Annotated in this window: 21 protein-coding genes; 7 read left to right on the top strand and 14 right to left on the bottom strand. The window is 56.1% G+C overall.

The genetic code is table 11. The features are described 5' to 3' along the window. Nucleotides 1-12 precede the first annotated feature (12 nt). From AC1Z32_RS40920 to AC1Z32_RS40870, 11 genes are all read right to left on the bottom strand, one after another. Nucleotides 13-825, bottom strand: a complete 813-nt coding sequence (locus tag AC1Z32_RS40920; protein WP_483484564.1) for an enoyl-CoA hydratase-related protein — start codon at nt 823-825, stop codon at nt 13-15. A gap of 7 nt (nt 826-832) precedes the next feature. Then, complete coding sequence (locus tag AC1Z32_RS40915) at nt 833-2083, bottom strand: CaiB/BaiF CoA transferase family protein (RefSeq protein ID WP_483484563.1); 1251 nt, start codon at nt 2081-2083, stop codon at nt 833-835. 26 nt (nt 2084-2109) lie between these two features. Further along, nucleotides 2110-3477 carry an MFS transporter gene (locus tag AC1Z32_RS40910; protein WP_483484562.1) on the bottom strand — a complete coding sequence of 456 codons (1368 nt, stop codon included), beginning with the start codon at nt 3475-3477 and terminating at the stop codon, nt 2110-2112. Nucleotides 3478-4034: 557 nt separating this feature from the next. Continuing rightward, nucleotides 4035-4220 carry a hypothetical protein gene (locus tag AC1Z32_RS40905; RefSeq protein ID WP_483484561.1) on the bottom strand — a complete coding sequence of 62 codons (186 nt, stop codon included), beginning with the start codon at nt 4218-4220 and terminating at the stop codon, nt 4035-4037. A gap of 140 nt (nt 4221-4360) precedes the next feature. Next, entirely contained in the window at nt 4361-4555 is a 195-nt protein-coding gene (locus tag AC1Z32_RS40900) for a CsbD family protein (RefSeq protein WP_483484560.1), read from the bottom strand. Nucleotides 4556-4845: 290 nt separating this feature from the next. Continuing rightward, nucleotides 4846-5157 carry a hypothetical protein gene (locus AC1Z32_RS40895; protein WP_483484559.1) on the bottom strand — a complete coding sequence of 104 codons (312 nt, stop codon included), beginning with the start codon at nt 5155-5157 and terminating at the stop codon, nt 4846-4848. Between the two features lie 412 nt (nt 5158-5569). Then, nucleotides 5570-5896: a hypothetical protein gene (locus tag AC1Z32_RS40890; RefSeq protein WP_483484558.1), complete on the bottom strand. Its 327-nt coding sequence runs from the start codon at nt 5894-5896 to the stop codon at nt 5570-5572. A gap of 211 nt (nt 5897-6107) precedes the next feature. Beyond that, nucleotides 6108-6617 carry a GNAT family N-acetyltransferase gene (locus AC1Z32_RS40885; RefSeq protein ID WP_483484557.1) on the bottom strand — a complete coding sequence of 170 codons (510 nt, stop codon included), beginning with the start codon at nt 6615-6617 and terminating at the stop codon, nt 6108-6110. Between the two features lie 672 nt (nt 6618-7289). Next, the gene (locus tag AC1Z32_RS40880; protein WP_483484556.1) at nt 7290-7688 is read right to left on the bottom strand and encodes a PIN domain-containing protein; all 399 of its coding nucleotides are present in this window, start codon (nt 7686-7688) and stop codon (nt 7290-7292) included. Then, nucleotides 7685-7930, bottom strand: a complete 246-nt coding sequence (locus AC1Z32_RS40875) for an AbrB/MazE/SpoVT family DNA-binding domain-containing protein (RefSeq protein WP_483484555.1) — start codon at nt 7928-7930, stop codon at nt 7685-7687. The genes AC1Z32_RS40880 and AC1Z32_RS40875 overlap by 4 nt, the downstream gene beginning before the upstream one ends. 742 nt (nt 7931-8672) lie before the next feature. After that, nucleotides 8673-8960 (bottom strand): hypothetical protein, encoded by a 288-nt coding sequence (locus tag AC1Z32_RS40870; protein ID WP_483484554.1) that lies wholly within the window; start codon nt 8958-8960, stop codon nt 8673-8675. A gap of 157 nt (nt 8961-9117) precedes the next feature. Here AC1Z32_RS40870 and AC1Z32_RS40865 point away from each other — a divergent pair, with 157 nt between their 5' ends. Beyond that, nucleotides 9118-9492 (top strand): hypothetical protein, encoded by a 375-nt coding sequence (locus tag AC1Z32_RS40865; RefSeq protein WP_483484553.1) that lies wholly within the window; start codon nt 9118-9120, stop codon nt 9490-9492. A gap of 5 nt (nt 9493-9497) precedes the next feature. Further along, nucleotides 9498-9851: a hypothetical protein gene (locus AC1Z32_RS40860; RefSeq protein ID WP_483484651.1), complete on the top strand. Its 354-nt coding sequence runs from the start codon at nt 9498-9500 to the stop codon at nt 9849-9851. Between the two features lie 139 nt (nt 9852-9990). Here AC1Z32_RS40860 and AC1Z32_RS40855 read toward each other — a convergent pair whose 3' ends face one another. Then, nucleotides 9991-10488, bottom strand: a complete 498-nt coding sequence (locus tag AC1Z32_RS40855) for a CopG family ribbon-helix-helix protein (RefSeq protein ID WP_483484552.1) — start codon at nt 10486-10488, stop codon at nt 9991-9993. Nucleotides 10489-10961: 473 nt separating this feature from the next. On the opposite strand from AC1Z32_RS40855, the gene AC1Z32_RS40850 reads away from it, so the two are divergent. Both AC1Z32_RS40850 and AC1Z32_RS40845 read left to right on the top strand, forming a co-directional pair. After that, entirely contained in the window at nt 10962-11378 is a 417-nt protein-coding gene (locus tag AC1Z32_RS40850) for a hypothetical protein (RefSeq protein ID WP_483484551.1), read from the top strand. A gap of 13 nt (nt 11379-11391) precedes the next feature. Then, on the top strand, nt 11392-12162 hold the full coding sequence (locus AC1Z32_RS40845; RefSeq protein ID WP_483484550.1) for a P-loop NTPase family protein: 771 nt from the start codon (nt 11392-11394) through the stop codon (nt 12160-12162). A 348-nt stretch (nt 12163-12510) separates the two neighbouring features. Here AC1Z32_RS40845 and AC1Z32_RS40840 read toward each other — a convergent pair whose 3' ends face one another. Next, nucleotides 12511-12888, bottom strand: coding sequence for a hypothetical protein (locus tag AC1Z32_RS40840; protein ID WP_483484549.1), 378 nt, complete (start codon nt 12886-12888; stop codon nt 12511-12513). Nucleotides 12889-12950: 62 nt separating this feature from the next. On the opposite strand from AC1Z32_RS40840, the gene AC1Z32_RS40835 reads away from it, so the two are divergent. Both AC1Z32_RS40835 and AC1Z32_RS40830 read left to right on the top strand, forming a co-directional pair. Then, nucleotides 12951-13232, top strand: coding sequence for a helix-turn-helix domain-containing protein (locus tag AC1Z32_RS40835; RefSeq protein ID WP_483484548.1), 282 nt, complete (start codon nt 12951-12953; stop codon nt 13230-13232). A 229-nt stretch (nt 13233-13461) separates the two neighbouring features. Next, on the top strand, nt 13462-13659 hold the full coding sequence (locus tag AC1Z32_RS40830; RefSeq protein WP_483484547.1) for a hypothetical protein: 198 nt from the start codon (nt 13462-13464) through the stop codon (nt 13657-13659). A gap of 612 nt (nt 13660-14271) precedes the next feature. Here the strand turns inward: AC1Z32_RS40830 and trfA are convergent. Then, nucleotides 14272-15249, bottom strand: coding sequence for a plasmid replication initiator TrfA (gene trfA, locus AC1Z32_RS40825; RefSeq protein WP_483484546.1), 978 nt, complete (start codon nt 15247-15249; stop codon nt 14272-14274). Nucleotides 15250-15333: 84 nt separating this feature from the next. Here trfA and AC1Z32_RS40820 point away from each other — a divergent pair, with 84 nt between their 5' ends. Further along, a complete protein-coding gene (locus AC1Z32_RS40820; protein WP_483484545.1) occupies nt 15334-16500 on the top strand; it encodes an AAA family ATPase in 1167 nt (388 codons plus the stop codon). Nucleotides 16501-16508 lie beyond the last annotated feature (8 nt).

The following is a 16508-nucleotide window of genomic DNA, read 5'->3' as shown; positions in this document are numbered from 1 at the left end:
CCCAGATCTGCGCTAGTAACCACGGAACTGTGGACGTCGCTTCTCAGCAAATGCCGCGCGGCCTTCGAGATAGTCGTGACTCTGGGCGGCCTCGTCCATGAGCTGCTTGACTTTCAACTCCGAAATATCGTTGTTCGTGCTGGCAAGACCGTCGAGTATGTACTTCGCGCCCTTGATCGTAAGCGGGGCGTTTGAAGCAAGTTCCAGGGCGAACTGTGATGCCGACGCGAGCGCGTCTGCTGCCACCTCATCAACAAATCCGATTCGCAGAGCCCGCTCAGCATCAAAGCGGCTGGCCGAATACAGAATGTGCTTGGCGTTGGACAAGCCTACGAGGTTGAACAGCCTGCGCGTACCTTTCACGCCATAAACAATCGACAAACGAGCCGCGGGGATTGAAAACGCCGCGGCGGGAACGGCAACCCTGAAGTCACAAGACATGGCAACGTTACATCCACCACCCATGCAGAAGCCGTTAATCGCTGCGATCGTTGGCTTAGAGGTGGCGGCGATCGCATCGCAGCAGGCATCGTATGCGTTCTCGTACACGACCGCCTGTTCCGCATCGCCTCGGACTTGGTTGAACTCGGATATGTCGGCCCCGGCACAAAAACTGGCGCCGGTACCCGTCAAGACGATCGATCGAACCTCGGGATTGGCATCCAATTGTGAGAACGTCGTGCCAAGACGCTTCCACAGAGCGAGCGTCAAGGCATTTCGCTTGGCTTCGCGGTTCAACCTCACCACTGCGACGCCGTGGGCGATTTCGACCACGATATCTCTGTCAACCACAACTTCACTTTCCACGCTCAGGGATCCGTTCATGGTCATCTCACAATTCGTCCGCCGTCAGCGGCTCGGAGGCATCGCCCTGGAAAGCAGCGCCCGAGTCCAAGAGCTGGTTGATATCGTCGTCCGCAAAACCATACTCACGCAGGACCTCGGTAGTGTCCTGCCCGACGCGCGGCGCCGGTGCCTCAGCAACGTAGGAAGACCCGTTGAGCAATACCGGAAGGCCAAGCGCGCGCATTGAACCGCCTTCGGGCGACTGAACGTCAACGACCATTCTCACGCTGCGCGTTTGCTCATGATCCAACGCCTCACCGACCGTCTGGACTGGACCGCAGGGAACCTGAGCCGCATCGAATCGCGACGCCCAGGCCGAACGGGTATCTTTTGAAAGGATCTCATTGATGAGCACCTCAAGCTCCCGGCGGTTAGCAAGTCGAATGTCCGGCGTGTTGAAGCGGGGATCCTCTACCCATTCCGGGTGGCCAAGTACCTGCGCGACGCGCCCCCAATTCGTCTCATTGGCGCCACCGATCGCGAGACCGCCATCGCTGCACTTGTACACCTGGTACGGCGCGATCAACGGATGCGCGGTACCCGCGGGCTTCGGAACAATACCTCGGGAGAAATAAGCCGCCGCATACCAGTACATATGCTGCATCGAGGCTTGCAGCAATGACGTATCGACACGTTGTCCCTGTCCGGTTCGCAATCTCTCGATATATGCCGCAAGCGTGCCAAAAGCCGCCAGAATGCCGGCATTCACGTCAGCAATCGAGACGCCGGGTTTGACGGGATCGCCCCCATCTTCGCCGGTGACGCTGATTAGTCCACTAAACGCTTGAAGGATCAGGTCAAACCCACCGCGAGCAGCCAGTGGCCCAGTGCGGCCATATCCAGTGATGGCGCAGTAGACAAGCGCAGGGTTCGCTTCACGAAGGACGTCGTATCCGAGGCCCAGCCGCTCCATCACGCCCATGCGGAAATTCTCCGTCACGACATCGCTTTGCTCGACGAGTTTCAACAGCGCTGCCTTGCCTTCGGGCCGCTTGATATCAAGTGCGATGGAGCGCTTGCCCCGGTTAAGCATCATGAACGAGGGTGGCAACCCGTCGTCCCCTGCACGACGGTAGCGCCGCGCATCGTCGCCTTGCGGATAGCGTTCGATTTTGATCACATCCGCACCCAGGTCTGCGAGCATCAATCCGCAGGTCGGGCCGGCCATGATCTGTGAAAGTTCGAGGACTTTGACGCCCGCGAGCGGCTTGCTCAATCCAGCAATCGGTTGGTTCATGTTTGATCCTTTCAGCAACATATTCATCAATGTTCGATCGTGCTCGCAACGGCCGAGTCGTCTTCGTCAGGCACGTGAGAGACTTGTGGCCGCGTCGCCGGCGGAACGATCTTGAGGAGAAGAAGACCGCCACCGCACAGAAGCACGGCAAGCAAATAGAGGCCTGATGTCATTGAGCCCGTTGCTTCTTTCATCAAACCAACCACGAATGGCGCCACGATGCCGGAGCTAGCACCGATGCTGTTGATCAACGCCAAACCGCCTGCGACGAGCGTTGAATCGATGGCAGCGCTCGGCATCGACCAGAAAATCGGCAAAGTGGCAGATACCCCGATCGCACCAACGCTCAGAAAAAATAGCGAGGCGCTGAACGGAAGATGGGGCGTCGCCGATGCAGCCAGTCCTGCCGCCCCAATCATCGCGGTCGCAGCAAAATGCCAACGTCGCTCGCCGGTGCGATCCGAGTTCCGAGCGATAAGCACCGTGGCGATCGCCGCAGTTCCCCATGGCACGACTGAGTACATGCCGATCGTCAGAGGATCGACCACACCAAATCCACGGATGATGCTCGGGACCCAGAAGTTCATCGCATACGTACCCGACGTAGCGCAGAAGAACACCAGCGCGAACAAATAAATCTTTGGCTCGCGCAAGAGGGACCCTAGCGTGGTGCCACCCAGACGGATCGTTTTGCGCTGGCGATCTGCTTGGAGGCAGCCGTTCAAAATGTCCACTTCAAGCCGGCTGAGCCATTCGGCTTGTTCCGGTCGGTCCGCAAGCCTGACCGCGCAAACAGCCGCCATGAATAGGCTCGGCATCGCCTCCAACAAGAAAAGCCATTGCCATCCGCCGAGGTTTCCGACGCCGTCGAACGTCGTCATGATCAGGCCGGATATGGGCCCAGTGACGACCCCTGCGACAACGATTCCGAGCGCGAAAATCGCGACGGCTTTACTCCGATGCGCAAGCGGTAGCCAGGTGCTCAGGTAGTAGATGACGCCGGGGTAAAAGCCCGCTTCGCAGACGCCGAGTAGTAATCGGACTGCGTAGAACTGCCCTGCAGTTTGGACCAGGAGCGTCGCAGCAGAACAGAGCCCCCAACCGATCATGATCGTGCAGAACACACGGCGCGCCCCGAAACGCTTGAGAAACGCGCTCGCCGGGACTTCGAAGAGGACATAAGTGACGAAGAATAGGCTCGCTCCGAGCCCATACGTTGCATCCGAGAAGTGCAACGCTTCCTTCAGTTGTAATTGCGCGAACGAGACATTGAAACGGTCCATCGAGCAGAACAGATAGCTCAAAAAGAGCACGGGCATAAGGCGCCACAGGACCTTACGGCAGACCGCCTCGGCCGCGTCGGACAGAGGCGCGCTGCGATTTTCAGCAATCATTCATCGTCTCCACTATTTCTCTTTTTGGATGTCTGCGGCAACTTCACAAGAAAAGTGCCGCTACACACCCAGTCTATTGGGGACGTTCTATAAGAGAAAATATGGAATTCGGATAGGGCGATATGAAAAACTTATTTCGCGGCCTTGTAGACGAAGAGGATCAGTGCCCTGCATATTGACAAGCCGAACACCGTGATGCCTGAGTTCACATCAGGTGCGGTTTTTGGGAAGGACGGTCAGCGGCAATTTTCGCTGGTAAGAATCATTTACTGCAACAGGGCTCTGCAGGGGCGCGCTTCACCGACTGGGACCTTGGTGGTGTGTCGCACTGGCCGGAAGCGTTCAGGCAGGCGCGCGTCAGCGGTTCGTTCTGGTCGATCGGCCAACTGGAAGCAGCGTATGGGACGGCGCCCGATGCAGCGGTACCGCCCAACACTGCACACGGCCTGTACGACGGTCGGATCGTCGCACTGGCCCCGACCGGCGAAAACACGCGGGCGCTGTCGCGGCGGATAGCGCGCCAGCAGCCGAAGGCGTGGCCTGACGCACTACTGCGGCTAGTACACCTCGACATGATCCGGAAACACGCCGGTTTCCCGCGCCGCTTGCTCGACTGCCGCCGGACTCTCACACCCGGCAACCGCGCCGATCTCCTCCTCGCCGGCGAAGATGCGGCCCGCCCATTGACCCGAGGGTGCGCGGTAGATCCGTAATGTGACGGTCTCGTCTATGTCGTGTTCCATTCCATCTCCATCTACAGGAAAAGATGCGGCGGGCTGCTTCAACCGGAAGGGTAGCAAAAGAAAGCGCCCGCTCAAGGCGGGCGCTTAAGGCCGTCGCTGCCAGCCCCCCTAGGTGTCTCGGCGGCTAGACGCAGATCGAGTTAGGGCTTCGCCGTATCGTCAGTGGCGTCCTTCAGATCCTCCTTGGCATCGCCGAGGTCCTTGCGCACTTGGCCTTCGACCTGTTGGGCGTCACCCTTCGCTTCCTGCGCGGGGTCGCTCGTCATCTTCCCGACGCCTTCGTTGATCTTGCCTTTGACCTTCTCGCCGACACCCTTCACCTGGTCTTCGTTCATGATCGCCTCCCGTTTCCCTGCGGCATGCAGGTGTAACGAAGACAGCGCAAGGACGATGCCGCGTCGCGGTGGGGACGCTGTGCCGGCCCATTGTTGCTACTTCAATTATTTCTGATCGGATCTACGACCCCAACCTGTAGACCAAACTCCGGTTGCAATACGGGCTGTCCCAGAAAAACTGAAGCGCAGCGGATGCTTTGCTCACCGACGGCCTGGCACTTTTTCGGCGTTTCGTTGTTGCCAACCGCCCTGCAACTGGCGTAGGACACATCCGACCGCATCGATCTCGCTCAGAGATCGGCGTTTTGCCAATCCGGTGAATCAGCAACGCGATCGCTCGGACCATTCTCGATGAAATCATCCTCGAAGTTCTGTCCGATCAAATTATCGTAGTTCGCTGGGTTGCTACTGACGATGGCTCGGAACATCTGAATCAATGCGTTGCCATCTTGTAGATGTGCGACTACGACACGAGCGGTACGCAGGGAGACAGATTCTCGGACGGGCGGCGCCGCACTTCCATCATGCAATTCAAATGCGAAACGATGAACCTCCTCATGCCCTTCCGGCAGTTGCGTATGGCCCCAAATAGTTGCTTTCATGCTCGTAGTCGAGGAATTTTTCTCGGACGAAGAGCAAATTTAATGCCGCCAGACCTTTCCGCACTGTGCCTTTTTTAGCCAGCGGACACGTGGGCATCATGGGCTTTGAGCCGCAGGCTTTCACCGCCCAAGGCACGCACGCGCAAGACGTCGGTTTATGAATCGTTGCGAGGAAGCGCGGCTGGGCGTTCCCGGCAACGAAGCTCTATCAATGCATTCTTTAGCGTCAAACAGAATGATTCTTGCGCGCGTGCCTGCAGCAAGGCAACTGTCTGTCGGCCTTCTGACTCGGCCTCGTTCAACTTGACAAGTAACTGTCGGTAGAGCCGACCCAGCCCGGCCGTGTCGCAGTCCGGCTTGCCGCAGGCAATCAACATATAAAGAGTTCGAAACGCGCGAATACGCCCGTAGGTCAATGCCACGCGCTCGGGTAAATTGATACCGAGCAGGCCGATTTTGGCACCGCGCTTTCGTAGATCAGATCACGCGGCATGTCGATTTCCGCCACCCGAACCGCGGTTCCCGCCTCTGCCTGCTCGGCGAGGTACGTGATGGTTTGCGTAAGTTCGGCGATCGCAATGGCGTAGGAGAGCAATTCGCCCGCGAGAGCGCTTGCGAGCGCCGACCCATCTCGAAACCGCCTGAAGTCCTCGGCGACGAAATTAGCAATGACGGCGACGATGATGCTGCTGATGAACGTGAAAAAGGGTCCCCAGAAGCCGCTCCAAAAACCATTCATACCTGCGTCCTGTTATCTGACGCCCGGATTTTTACCACACTCAACCCACGTAGCTTCGAGTTCACGGTGGGGCGATGTCAGGCCGTCCCGTAATCGCCCACTTCGGTGAAATCGCTGCTGGGCGGGGAACGCCCCCTCGCGCCCCCCCGCGTGTACCTTCATCCGGCTGCATCCCCACTCCAACGCGCCGCGTTCTCGTGTCGGAATGCTGCTAAATCTGTTCGCCTGACGCCGTAGAGTACTGGGCAGTGTATCGATATGCCGGAAGGCCCGATTCGGCATCGGTCATGCTTTCGCGCTGCACATTGAGCACAGCTTCGGCAACACGAAGCGAGGCTGCATTGTTCACGTCGATAACAGCTTCTATGGATACCGCAGCGAAACCGCTTCTTCCCGCCTGAACGATCTGATCCCGGATCACGTCGGATAACAACTGTTTTGCCAGCCCCTGATTTCGAAATGCCGCAGCCGTTGCGTAGCCGACGGCCATGCAGGGCGAACCTTCGATCATCCCGTTCATGACGCAGGACAGGAATGTCCGGACCGTCTTTCGATCGTTGGACAGTCGGACGTAAGTGAGCCGTTTCACGTCAGGGGCTGGTTGGTCAAAATGCGCATATAGGTCACATTGATCCGGAACTGCTACGAGTTGCAAGATGCGTTTGCGCAATCCCTCCTGAAACGAAATCATGCCTTGGTGCGGGTCAGCCAGTGCTGCCATAGGTATCTCCGTTGTTTGCTGTGAAGAGTGACGATCGCCAGCACCATCTATTTTACGACCGACGAATGGCCTCGACGTCCTCGAAACTCCCACCTGTCTGCCGAGACCACACATCTCTGAAATAGCACCAGCGTAGTCGGCGCTTGGAGCGGCAGTGTTCACTTTTCTCTAAACCGATGTTTCGCTCAACCTGCACGATCGATTCAGACTTGAGTGGACAAAGTTCGAAGTTGCGTGAATCTCGACGGTACAGACGGAGCAAGAGCGTTCTCGCATGCGAGAATGCGTCGGTTGTGGCGCGTTCCAGTGAAGTGGCTTTGATGATTATTGCCATAATCATCAAAGCCACTTTTTTTGTGTCGAAGTACCTCAAATGCGGGGTTGTGCACTGGATCCGCGTCGACGTCGATGTTGAGGTTCATCGAACGTTAAACCAAGTTCATCCAACGTTGAACTGCACGAACGCACCCAAAAGAAGCGGATCTGCGATCCATACCAGCCGGAACAGTTAGCGTAAGTTCAGGTTCGAATTTGGCCGTCACATTTATGACTTGATTCGAGTTTTTCCCATGATTTCGGAAGGCTTTGCGCCAAGGCCTGAAGTGGCTCTGTGCTAGCTTCAAGGTCTTGACGGAATTTAGTCCTTACTTCTTTATCGGCTCGCACCCGTCATTACTTGATCAATTGCATCCCGGCAACCTTCGAGGCCGTCACGTCGAAAGTGGCCGTGTACTTGCACTCCGCGACATGCCCCGACCGCTCGATTAGGCAGTCCGCGAAATCCGCCTTCCCAGATGCCACAAAAACGCGCAAAGCCTTTCGCACCGTGTCAGCAGCCTCAACGACCAGTTCCTTGGTGCCGATCATCGAGTCGACGATGTCCTTCATCTGCTCGCGCTCGACGCCATAGCACCGCCCGAGCACCCACACGACCTCAATGAGTGCGACCTGCGAGACGTATCCCGGTCGTTCCGCAGATAGGGAATCCATCAGCGCCGTCGCCTTCTTCGACTGCACCGCGTCGTCCTGTGCGAAGTAACGGACCAGCACGTTCGTATCCAGGCCGATCATCGCGCAGACGCCCCCTGCTCGGCGATGGCCCGGTTCATGTCCTCGATGGACACTGATTTCGCAGGCTTCTTCACGATGCCCTTGAGAGACGCAAGCGAGCGTGTGGCCGGGTAGACCTCATACCGGCCCGTTGCCTCATTGAAGCTAAATTCGATCCGGTCACCGGACTGCAAGCCAAGCTGATTGCGCACGTCTACAGGGATCGTGACCTGGCCCTTTGAAGTGATAGTTGCTGCTGTCATTGATGACGCCTCCTTCCTCCTTACTTTATGGTAAGGCAAGCCGGAAAGCAAGGGTAACCGTTGACTCACTGCGCTCCAATCACGCGCGCGATTGGCAAGTGCCATTCGCCGAGGTCAATCGCGGCGAGCTGCCCCCGGCCGGTCCGTTTTCGCACGCAGCCCCCGTCCGACCACGGAAGGCAGGGAGCCGTCCTGGCATCTCTATAAAGAGGCGTTCCAGAAGGACGATGTGGTCTACCTCGAGCCTGAAGGCGTGCAGGTCGACGTAGTGATGATCGATAGTGCATGAGCCGAGGCAGGACGGTGCTGCTACGCCTACCCAACGTCACGGCCCGTCAGCTCGGACCGCTGCCGCACATGGACCAGGTCGACATCCAACCGGAAGAAGATCGCGCCTGAAATGAAAAGCCGCAAACGCCCGCGCTGGAGTCGGGCATGTGTCCGGATCGTGTCGAAGTGAATTCGCCGCAGCTGCGCTTCAATGTCACCGGCCCGCGCCGGATCACGTTGAACGTTGCTTTCTTGCGCGTGGGACACATAAGTTGAGATCCACTGTATCGCCTAGGAGAAACTCGTGCCATTGATAGCTTAGCGTCATCGGAGGATGCGCTTGCGTGCTTACCCTCGCATCAATCAATGTAGGCTTCTTAGCTTGTCTCAGCCGCGCTCCTGTCACTCGAAGACCGCGTGGCGCGAAAAAGGAGCGTTCGGCTCTTCATGATTTGCAAGGACACCGGTGAATCTAGGGTTTGCGTTTTGCGAGAAGCGGATCAAAGGTGCCGATGGCCCAGTCCTTCGCGACGTCGTCCCATTTGGCAGCATCAATCTTCGCGGCCGCAAGACGCCTGGCCATATCAAGCGGCAGGCGCAGAATCAGGCGCGTCTGCGCCCCTTCAGTAACTTCAAGCTCGACCGCGACCCCCGTCAGCTCGAGATAGACCGCGTCAGATTCGAACAGCTCTTCGTAGAGCCGCCACGACCTTGTCCCATCGTCCGATTCGTAGGTATCCAGTGTGGCTGTTGTGCCCATACGTCCTCGCTGAGATCTCCGGGAATCCGGTACGGACATTATCGAATATCACGGAACCCATGTGTGTTCCCTACTCTCAATCAGTGCAAGCGTCGCGCTTGGGATATCTCTGCTAGACGGTTAGTCGCATTTGCCGACACCGCCCAAGCGTGCTTCAATGAGCCGAACAGGACTCGACAACAAAGACACGATGAATCCCCGGGATCCGAACCCAGATGACTGGGATGACTTTGAACGCGCACTGGCGCACGATGATGTCTCTGCTGCCAGAGAACATTTGGCCGCGGGTCGCGCGATTTACTATTCCGAGTCGGACACTCCCACCGGTACCTGCGTGAAAGAGTATCCGGACGGACGTCGTGAGATTGTGACGTTTGATGTCGACGGTGGCGAGGTGCTGATCTCGGTCGCTTCGCCCCGATCCCGGCAATCGCTGGCCGACGCACTGGCGCAGCACCCTGAAGATAGCAAGAGTGATTTCGAGCCACCCGTCGTCGAAATTCAGCTTAAACGAGCAGATCTGGAGGATTGACTGCCATGTCTCTTAAATTGCCGAATACCGGCATTCGCGAGTTCGTCGCTGATCTCGCGAAAAAGCATAACGTGGAATACGTCGAAATGAACTATAGCGCGCTTGCCCGACAGATTTCGCGCCTTTCTGATGCCGAGGTCGTGCCTGACGAGACGGAAAAACTAGTGATTGCCCTTCGTCAAGCTAAGGTAATTGATGGTCCAACAATGGTCGCACTGTTGGGGCGGTATTTTGATGAGTTAAATGTTACGCCGCGCCAATTTGGAAGGCTTAAAGGCAAGATCCGTTGCCCGGATGATTTCGACGCACCGCTTCCCGATGATGTGCTCGATATGTTTGAAAAAGGCGAGAATCCGTAGTTCCCGGCGGTTGCGCTGCAGGGAGCATCAGAAATCGATTCTAATGCGCAGCGATCTAATTCCCCAACGACGACTTATCGTACTTAATTCGTCATTATCGACAGTTGTCCAGCCGCACCGATGCGTGGCTAATCGCCCTTCACTCTTCCTCCGCTTCAACGTTCAGCGCAAAGGACGCCCGGCGTTTCCTCCCGACAAATTCCTTTGGGAATGATTCGAGAAAACCTGAATACCGGCGTGAGCCGGTAATCGCTGCAGCTTCTTTGTCGAAGATTTCCGGTGTTGCCTGAAACACAAAACGGATGAGCTGATCTACCTGGGCGATCACAAGCTGCACATCGTCGCCCACCCGCGCCGTCTCGTTCAGCGTGCGAACCATGGTCGCCCCCAGACGCGCCTCAGCATCACGAATCTCATCAAGCACCGTCTCGTCGGCGAGGAATCGTTCGACTGCCAACCCAATCAATGCAGTTACGGTCGAGGCCCGCTGATCTGCCATTGCCTTCAGCCGTTCGACGCTTGCCGGGTCTAAACGGACGGTTGTGTGAGTCTTTTTCATCGTTACGGCCAGTCTGAAAGGAGTGTTCTCAAAGCGAACACAAAATACATCTAATGAATAGGATTGTAGCACGCTCATCGGACCTATCTACAAGCCTTAGGGCGGAAAAACCCGCACGTATGTGCCACACTCTTTATGTTCCACTAACCGTAGTTTTCGGGTCCCACCTCAGCTTTTCCGGGAAAAGCTCTGGATAAACGCCCCGGTTCCGGGGCGGCCAGGCGCGAAGCGACGGTTTGGACTACCCCGAAAGCCGGGGTCGGCGAGCGAACGGCTCGCCGCAGATGCGTTTTCCGCCGAATCGTCCCGTTTACACGGTCATCCGGTGTTTACGGGTACACAAGGAGTACAGGGAAGGTACGCACCGGGTACAAGTCCAACTCGCTTGACTCGGCGTAGGGTACACGCGGAGTACAAAGAGGGTATTTGACGAGTACACAAAGACTAGTCGGGTACAGCGAGGGTACAAGCTGAGTACGCACCGAGTACACAAAAGGTACATTCCCGTGAAACGGGTAGAATGAGCAATTCCACAGACCAATGTCTATGAAATGACCGAAAAAGAACCCCAAAAAAAAGCCGGTGGGTTTCCGCGCTTCACGGTCACGCCCGGTGGACGGCGAACAAAAATCGGCAGATTGCGGGCGCTGCTCGGCGAGATCGAATCCGCGCAAGCGGAGGGATGGCGGCTCGATGCAATCCTGCAAGGGCTTGCGGATCAAGGATTGGAGTTGTCACTAAACACCCTGAAAGTGTCGATTAAACGGCTTCGGAAAGAGCGCGCCGATGGGAAGTTTGAATCGAGGGCGATACCCAAAAAAGAAGTCGATCAGACGTCGGGAAAAGCAGTTGAGAATCGACCGGAACCGGCCGCGCCAAGCAAAAAAACCATTTCAAAAGAGGGTTATCGCGACCCAATGCCAACTTTTTTTCGCGATGTGACCAAACGAATAAATCTTGACGAGTAACGAGAATTGAGAAATGAGCGATAACATCCAAGTGAAAAATACAGTCAACCTCATTTTGCAAGGGAAAGGCGGCATCGGGAAGTCGCTAGTCGGAAGAGTACTTTCGGAGTGGCTCAGGAAGATCGCCGCGCCGGTTAAATCCTACGACTTAGATCAGGAAAACACGACCCTCTCGCATTACAAGGCGCTGGAAGTCGTTCATTTGAACGTCATGCGTCTGGATTGCACCGTCGATCCGAAACTCTTTGACAAGCTGCTGGTAGATATCATCGATTCGGCGGAAGGTACGAATTTCGTGGTTGACACCGGCGCAAATACCTTCTCGCCGCTGATGGCTTACATGATATCGAACGGTGCTTTCGACGCTATTCGCGCTGCCGGAAAAATCCCGGTTATTCATTCGATCATCGGCGGGGGCGACAGCCTGCAAGATACGGCCGAAGGGTTCTACTCAGTGGCTGAATCGACGCGCGCCCCCAATGTCGAAACGGATGTGGCGTTGGTGGTATGGGAGAACGAGCACTTCGGCCCGTTACTCACGCCGGGGGGCAAGCACTTCCAGGACACGACGGTTTTCAAGCAGTTCGCCGATCGCGTCAAGTCCCGGATTCTTATCAAAGCCCGCCACTCGGATACGTTCACGGAAGACGTGCGGAAGATGAACACGGCGCGTCTCACCCTCGACGAAGTGCTCGCAAGTAGCGCCTTCAACGTGATGGAAAAGAGCCGGATCAGGCGCGTGTATGGTGACGTGTTCCAGCAGCTCGACGCGATGGCTTGGTGATTGGAGCTGACGATGCAAAATCTCCAACAAATGTCCCCAACGCGGCCGCGGAAGCCGCGGTCGCCAGACTCTCTGAGGCGATTACGAACGATAGAAAAGTAGTAGCGTCCGCAACGAGAGCGCCTTGGTTGGTCTAGGCTGGGCGTTCTGGCGACGTGCCACGCGTGCGCAAGCGACTGGAGATCGACGCCAAAGCCGTGTGCTCGACGCTGCAGGCAACGCACGGGATTGGTCGAAGAGCGCGAAAATCTCGACTCAGCGCGATGCTCTGTGGGACGGCTTGCTGCCGCGCTGGCCTTGGCGCTTGGTTGGAACCAACCGGCGCAGCCTCGCTTTCTGCCGGGCTTCCTACTCAAAAAAATCTACCAACGTATATTGACGTCGGTAAATGCCCGTCTGCCGCCCAAGGAGCTCTTCAACTAGCGCAGTCCGATATTGGATATAGATCGAAGCCGCTTTTGGCTCGTTGGTCCTTGTGAGTCTCGCTTGCGCCAGGGAAATGGCAAAAGCCAGCATGGCGGGACCGGTGCGAAGTCCTTCGCCGTCTTTTCTCCCGGTCCTGTATAGGCCATCAAGCGCGTCTCTGACCAGTATCTTGAGCCATTCATCGGATAAATTGTGAGGCATCGCCGCGTCCGGACCCCAGCCAACAACCTCCCGGCGCAATCGTTGCAGCAACTCGTCATCCATCTTGGGCGGTAGGTACCGAACTGGCAGTTGTTCCATTTGTGCTCCATTGGGTCGTAAATACCGTGGCCTTAGATGCATAGTACCGAGAACATACGGTCATGCAAAGGGTCTCTGGCGCTACCGACGAAACGGGGTATCTACTTGCCTTAGGAAAGGCAATACGGACGCTTAGGATGGAACTTGGGCTGTCCCAAGAAGGACTAGCTCATGCTGCCAAGATTGACCGCAGTCACATGGGTAAGATCGAACGCGGCGAGCGCAACGTTACGATCCTCAACGTCGTCAGAATCTCCTCGGTTTTGCGCTGTTCCGTCTCCCAATTGATGGAACGAGCCGACGAAATGTCTGCAAGTCGCGCAATATCTGTCGGGGAGAAATAGCTCGAACGGCAACAAGCGGTGGTGGGCTAACACCGCTCGTCATTCGAGCTGGTCAGACCGGAAACAGCGCGGGCCCACCTCGGTCTCTTTTAGCGTCTCACTCTCCTCGGCCTATCAACGACGCGTTCCAGCGCTGCGGCGTCGCTGAGACCTTGTCAGGTTTGGGTGGTTCGGCATACACCGGCAACAGCGTGGCCCCAGTCTATTTCGACCATTGAACCCATCGTGGGTGGCGACCGCAATCGACAGCAAAGTGATGCCCATCACTTTGCTCGATGTCGCTGCGTTCAACCGGGTAGCTGATGAAGGTAACAGGCCGGCTGCCGCACTCGCTGACTGGTTCAGTGACACCGATGAAGGACAAGAAACGATTGCGAAGATGATCGTGATGCGGGTTGGCAGCGAGGTTCACGCGCGCGCAAACTAGCCATGATGATGACAAGCCCAACGGCCCATTGAATTCTCAGGGTAGTAGACGGTGTGTGGGGCGCCCGCCGCAATGACTGCGACTTCAAGCAAAGTCAAATGAATCGTCATCGGCGGCGAACACGAAGCGTACCCTTCCCTCGCCACAGGAGCCGAGCCGTGTTTCTTTATCTGAGATTTCCTAAAAAAGAGCTAAAAACCTTCTCAAAACCTTCTAGCATCGGTCGACACCACCTCTTTTCCCAATGTGGTCAGATGTTTACGCAAGTTCAGCGGTGAGCATCTGACTCGAATCGGTGGGTATCTGACTAACTCGGGTAAGCATTTGACTACGGTTGGTGCGCATCTGACTTAGAGGGGTGAGCATTCGACTGATGGCCTGTGGATAACGGGCGTCTCACCCTCTTACCTCTGAGATTGGCACGGTTTTTGTGCTCTGCGGGCCTGCAAACCCCCGCGTTCCCCGTCAAAAAGCTGGATGTTCGCTCGCGTGGTGACTATTTGACTTGATTTGGTGTCGGGCTCAATTGCTTTTGAGAGTCAAATAGTCACCGTGTATTCATGCGGTGGTGATCATTTGACTAAATTTGTGCTGCGATTGCGTTGGTTCAGGTCAACAGGTCCCGTCGCTCGATACACGATCGACGTTGGCGGTGAGCATTTGACCGCGGACCACCCTGACTTTGTCCGTTTCGTCGAGTTGCCAAGATGAAAGAAACCCCACTTCCGTCAAGCGGTCCAGTGCGGCTTTGATCGCGCGGCGGAAAAATTTGATCTCAGCCATACGCGATCCACATAGCTTGTGTATCGTCTCGACTTTCATTGGATACGGATGTTGATTGGTCGAGTAGAAGGCATGCAGCCATTTCTCCAAGGGAGAAAGCTTGGTTCTAATTTGCCAATCGATACGTGTGTAATCGCCAGGTTTGAGTTGTGCTGCGACCTCGCTGTTTATCTGCACCTTCCAAAACGTCACTTCGTCAAAACCGCCCTCTTGCGCACCGGCGTACTTGAGCAAGAGTGGTCCGCCATAGACGACGGGAACACTGCTTTTCGTGCGGGAGCGCGTTACTTCTAGCGCGCACGCCGTTAAGCGACGTATCGTTTCCCGCAGTTCTACAAGGCTGCGAGAGTTTTGCGTCCAGCCAAGCATCTTTATAAGAGAACGGGCCTCGAACTCTACCCACTCCTGCCGATTGTCAACAGTGGCGCCGCGAGACAAATGGAGGATTTGCAAGTAGACGTCATAGTCGCGCTGCCGCAGTTCCTCTCCCGTGTACGTGATTTTGATGTGTTCTAGCGCATAGATCGGCTTCGCCTTCAGATCCATACGCGCATCCCTTTGCCCGCAGGTGAAGAGCGCGGATCGAACCAGATCGTGCAGCACGGGCCGATGATCTTCCGACCATAGCGGAATTTGGACACGTGTCGGTGGTCGCGGCGACTGTTGACTCCCGCTCTTCCTTCCGGCGAGGGATTTCTCAAGCCTTGCGACGATCTCGAGTGCTGTCTCCTTGGGCGCTACCCTCTCGCTTGTCTCTGAGGATTTGAGAAATTCGGAGGAAATCAAACTCGGCGTTTTCTTTGTCATTTGCTTTGTTCCTCGGCTTCGATCAGGTATTCTAGTGCCGATTACTTTTTTCGAGTATAACAACAATTTCTAATCGGATGGACAATGATTGATCCTTTGCGCCCTGAATACACAATCGATGATATTGAGGATCAGGCCAATCGCGTCGCGGACGTTGTGGAGCGTGTTCGGAACAGCATCTTTTCGCCGGACTACATCAAGAAGCCCCCTACTTTCTCCGTCGCGCAACTTGCTGCCCTTTGCCGCATCGATCGCAGCGCCCTAATGAGACGGGTTGCAAAGGGCGATCTTCCCGCCGGCAAGGAAATAAACAAATCCCGTCGCGATTTCACGTTGGCCGAAGCGCGGCGTTGGGCACGTGCTTATGGACGGTCATATACACGCGGGCCGGATGACCGGGCGGTCGTCGTAACTACCGGGAACAGCAAAGGCGGTGTGAGTAAAACGACTACGACGATGTGCATGGCACAGGGGCTGTCGCTTCTCGGATACCGTGTGTTGTGCATTGACTTGGACCCGCAAGGGTCGCTCACGAGCCTATGCGGCTACCTGCCAGATACTCAAGTTCAAGAGGAAGACACAATTTTGCCGTTGTGTGCCGGAGATGAGCTATCGCTTCGGTATGCAGTCAAGCAGACCTACTGGGATGGACTGGACGTAGTCGGTTGTAGCCCGGTGGCCTTCGCAGCCGAATTTCACATCCCAAGTCGACAGTCGAAGCGTGAGCCCGATTTCCGCTTTTATGACGTGCTCAACAAAGGATTGCACGACCTTCGAGCGGAGTATGACGTCATTCTAATCGACACCTCGCCAACGCTTTCCTACTTGTCATTGAACGCCTTCTTCGCTGCTGACGGGCTGATTATGCCGATACCGCCTCGCGGCATGGACTTCGCCAGTTCGAGCCAGTTCTGGACTCTTTTTTCGGGTTTAGCTTCTTCGATTGCCGAGCAAGCAGGCGCTGAAAAGACGTGGAAATTTATCGACGTGCTGCTTTGCATGACCGAGGGTCAGGGTAATGTGAACGAAAGCGTGGTTAGGGAATGGGTGAAGGTGGCGTACGGGGACAAGCTGATGACAGGCGAAATTCCGAAGACAGTTGTATCGAGCTCGTCCGGGACCAAGTTTTCTACGGTCTATGACATAACCAAGTACACGGGTAGTGCCAAGACATATCAGACGGCGCGAGTTGCCTATGACGCAGCCGTCGATCAGGTAGAGGCTCAAATCCGACGTGTCTGGGTTAATTGAAGGAGTTA

This window comes from Caballeronia sp. 11_S32 (assembly GCF_056930355.1).
The sequence above is the reverse complement of the archived record's forward strand: the minus strand, read 5'-3'. Positions and strand labels throughout refer to the sequence as shown.